Origin of the sequence: Paraburkholderia sp. (assembly GCF_026225065.1) — a bacterium.
In the GTDB taxonomy this organism is placed as follows: Bacteria; Pseudomonadota; Gammaproteobacteria; order Burkholderiales; family Burkholderiaceae; genus Paraburkholderia.
This window is the reverse complement of the sequence record NZ_JAMFSB010000182.1, coordinates 1-3,455: the sequence shown is the minus strand read 5'-3', so window position 1 is coordinate 3,455 and position 3,455 is coordinate 1. Positions and strand designations below refer to the sequence as shown.

The 3,455-nt window shown below is 64.4% G+C and carries 2 protein-coding genes and 1 pseudogene; 2 read left to right on the top strand and 1 reads right to left on the bottom strand.

What is annotated here, in order from left to right; genetic code table 11:
- Positions 1-776 precede the first annotated feature (776 nt).
- Positions 777-1,607, top strand: a complete 831-nt coding sequence (locus M0954_RS13745; protein ID WP_297353754.1) for a hypothetical protein — start codon at positions 777-779, stop codon at positions 1,605-1,607.
- A 12-nt stretch (positions 1,608-1,619) separates the two neighbouring features.
- On the opposite strand, the gene M0954_RS13740 is transcribed toward M0954_RS13745, so the two are convergent.
- Positions 1,620-2,681: a hypothetical protein gene (locus tag M0954_RS13740; protein ID WP_297353752.1), complete on the bottom strand. Its 1,062-nt coding sequence runs from the start codon at positions 2,679-2,681 to the stop codon at positions 1,620-1,622.
- A 162-nt stretch (positions 2,682-2,843) separates the two neighbouring features.
- Here M0954_RS13740 and M0954_RS13735 point away from each other — a divergent pair.
- Positions 2,844-3,455: pseudogene (locus M0954_RS13735) on the top strand (MFS transporter); the annotation flags it as partial.

Genomic DNA, 3,455 nt, shown 5'->3' with positions numbered 1-3,455 from the left:
GCGTCATGCCGAGGGCGGCAGCGGTGGCGGAGCCGGTGGTCCAGCCACTGTGAAAGAAATCCGAGAACATGATGACCTTCCTCGAGTGTCGTCACTCGTTGGTGTTGTGTCCGGGCGTGCGCAGGCCGTGACGACGCGGATGCGCTGGTCGCTGGATGACTGCGGGGTGTGGCCCGGATCGGGGAGCGCGCGGCAGCTTGCCGGCGCGACACGAGCGGCTCGCGTCCTCGCGCGCCACGCGCACGCACGGACCCTTCGCATCACCGGCAAGGCGACGCGCAGGGACGCGCATGCACGCAGCCGCGAGGCCGCATGCCGGAACGTTCAGTAAGGGAGTGGCAGGGTTGCCGTCAGGCCAGCTCCGGCGCGAAGCGCCGCTGTCGTGGGCCCGGAGGGGCGCTGTCGCCGCGCATGGCGATCGGCGAACGAGCCGATGCAGCGGGCAAGCTGACAGGCAGCGCGGAGCTCATTTCATTGAACCCGGCCGACGCGGCACACGGGGTGCCGCCGAAGCGCAAAGTACGCAAGAAGGTACGCAAGTTTGACTCACTGTCAGCGGCCACCAAGGGCCCGACAACGATGATCTTGCGCTTGGTGTTGCGGTGCGTCAATGGGGGTTCGGGGCGGGATCTAGAGTGTGGTGTCTAGGGTTGTGCACATGTTCTCAGCGCGCATTCTCGACGCATTTCGCAGCCTGCCACGATGCCGCGCCGGAGCGGTCGAAACCGCCTCGTTGGCGCCTGGCGACTTGACGAACGCGCCAGAGAATCGATCGCATGCACCAGGGCTCCTGCCGCTCCGGAATCACGATCAACCAACCTCGCCAGCGCCTCATGTCGCTTCATTTCAAGAGCCTGTATCGAATCCTGTGCCTCGCGGTCGTCGCGCAGGCGACGACCGCCGCGGATAGCCGCGTGACGGGGATGAAGCCGAGTGATTGCAGGCCAAGGGATGCGGATAGCACGTGTGCGACGGCGGTGGCGGGGGCACCGGCACCGCCGGAAACAGGCATTCCGGACGACGTTCTTGTCAACAGCTCCCTTGGGGGCGTTCCGAGCTCAGGCTACGCCTACTGGGGCTTCGACTTCGCATCAGCGTCGGCCCGGGTAGCAAGTCCGTTTCCGGATGACATGTTCGTCAATCGGAGCGCCTATCCGGTGACCATCACGCTCAGTTTCACCATTCCGACGACACACGCATGCGGCAACTACTGCCTGCCTGGCGTCCAATTCGAAGTCGATGCCCACTGGATCAACGTTCGACCGCCAATCGTCGTCAAAGGGAATACGGCAAGCGCTTCGTATCAGGTGAGGCCCGGGCAAGGCTATGGGTGGGCAATCGGCCTCTGGCAGGCCTACAACACACGCTTGACAGTCACGTTGCCCGTCGGCGTCAAGGCAAGGATCGAAGAAGTAGGTTTGCCACCCCAGCCCTGGATCGCTCAAGAGATTCCTGCCGTGACGGGCGTCTGCGATTGTTGGGATGGAACAAGCGCGGCGTGTTCACTCGGAAACAGATATTCCAACGGATTGATGGGCCCCTGGTACCGGGAAACGGATTTCTACTTGCGTGCGGGGGCGTTCAACAGTTGCCCGCCGGAACGATGACAACCAGTGTGACTAATCCGAGCCGGTCGAGAACGTCCAGGCTCGAGACAGCGGCGTCGTGACGTTCGTGTAGGGATCAAGAACGCTCCCTTCGAAATCAACCGCGAAAGTGGTGTTCGAATCCAACGCCGCGAGCGGAATGGCCGCGACATAGGACGCTGGCACGAGCGCATTGGGATCGCTCGACTTCGTGAGCAAGTGCGTTAAGACGACTTCGTTTTTGGACATGTTCATCAAAAAGAAACTCGTAACTGAGAGGATCTCTGAACTGCTGACCGTTACGGACACTGGCGTGCCCAACGCAAGCACATCGCTTCCGGCAACCGGATTCGGCGTCTCGCTACCCATCGTCGTTCGAACACCAACGGCTCTGTCGACGGGCCATATCACTGTCCCGCCTGTGGAGGACTGCGCCAATTGCCCGAGTCCACGCGCGACGTCGTTTCCAGGAACAGCAACGTCAACAACCATCGGCTGACTCACGTTTGGCACCGTTTGACCTGCTCGGCCGATACCTATATCAACCGGCTCGATCGCCAGAACGATGGTGCGGTGATAGGCCAAGTTGGCAAGGAGATTTACAGCATCGACGGAGGCGGCACCGCTGGCAGCCACTTCTCCTCCCGCAACGGGCGTGTAGCCAAGAGCCTCATCCCGGTCGTACCAGTGCGCTCCAGTAAAGCCGATTGTTCCGGCTTGCTCGACGTGTCCGAAGACATCATTCGAAATCTCCCAATCCGCATGCGCCTGCGCCGCCTGGTCCATCAACCGGTTCTGCGCCAACATCCCCAGCCCCGCCGATAGACGGATCTCATTCAAGCGGTTGAACGCAGCCAACCGGTCGGCGTCATAGCCCACCGGATCCGGCACCGACATCACCGCATCGAGCGGGCCAGAAGGTGAGGGCGCGGGAGGTAGGGGCGTGGGTGTGCTGCCGCCACCGCCGCCGCCGCCGCCACACGCGCCCAGTACCCCGAACATCGCTGCCACGGCCACCAGGCGAAACACAACGGCCGATGAACGGCCATCGACCGGGCCTCGATCTGCCGGCTGAACCTCGAGGAACGAATACATGGCTCGAACTCCTGAAAAGCGAATTCGATGTTTCCATGCCTGCCCGCACCCACCAAGCCGCCAAGTCCCCACTTCACGGGAGCTGCCCGGCCCCCGGCGTAAATCGGTCGGTTAATTGCCCGTTCGGCGCGCCACGGAACGTCTGCACCGCACAATCTCCGCATGCGTGCCCCCTCCTGGATCCTGCCCGTCGGCGTCGAACCCGCCGCCGCCTGGCTGCTCGCCAGCCGCATGCTGCGCGGCTTCGCCGACGGCTACGTGGAAGTGCTGCTGCCGGCCTACCTTGGCGCACTGGGCATGAGCGTGGTGGAGATCGGCGTGTTGAGCACGTTGACGCTGGCTGGGTCGGCCGCGGCAACGATCGCGGTCGGCGCGCTGGGGCATCGCTTTCCGGCCGCGCGGCTGATGCAGGCCGCGGCGCTGACGATGGTGGCCACGGGCCTGGGGTTCGCCGGGCTGCACGCGTTCTGGCCGCTCGCGCTGGTCGCCTTCGTCGGCACGCTGAATCCGAGCTCCGGCGACGTCAGCGTGTTCCTGCCACTGGAGCACGCCCGGCTCGCCCGCGCCGCCGTCGACAGCGCCGCCCGCACCGCGTTGTTCTCGCGTTACGCGCTCGCGGGGGGCCTGAGCGCGGCCGTGGGTGCGCTCGCGTCCGCGTGGCCCGCGTGGTGGAGCAAGCACGAAGGAGGCTCGACACTCGACGCGATGCGCGCGATGTTCGTGCTGTATGCGTTGATCGGCGTGCTGGTGACGCTGCTCTATCGCGGCCTGATC

Bases quoted from the DNA above. Each gene is read 5' to 3' on its own strand.
- M0954_RS13745 (WP_297353754.1), top strand. From the start codon at position 777: ATGCACCAGGGCTCCTGCCGCTCCGGAATCACGATCAACCAACCTCGC.
- M0954_RS13740 (WP_297353752.1), bottom strand. From the start codon at position 2,681: ATGTATTCGTTCCTCGAGGTTCAGCCGGCAGATCGAGGCCCGGTCGAT.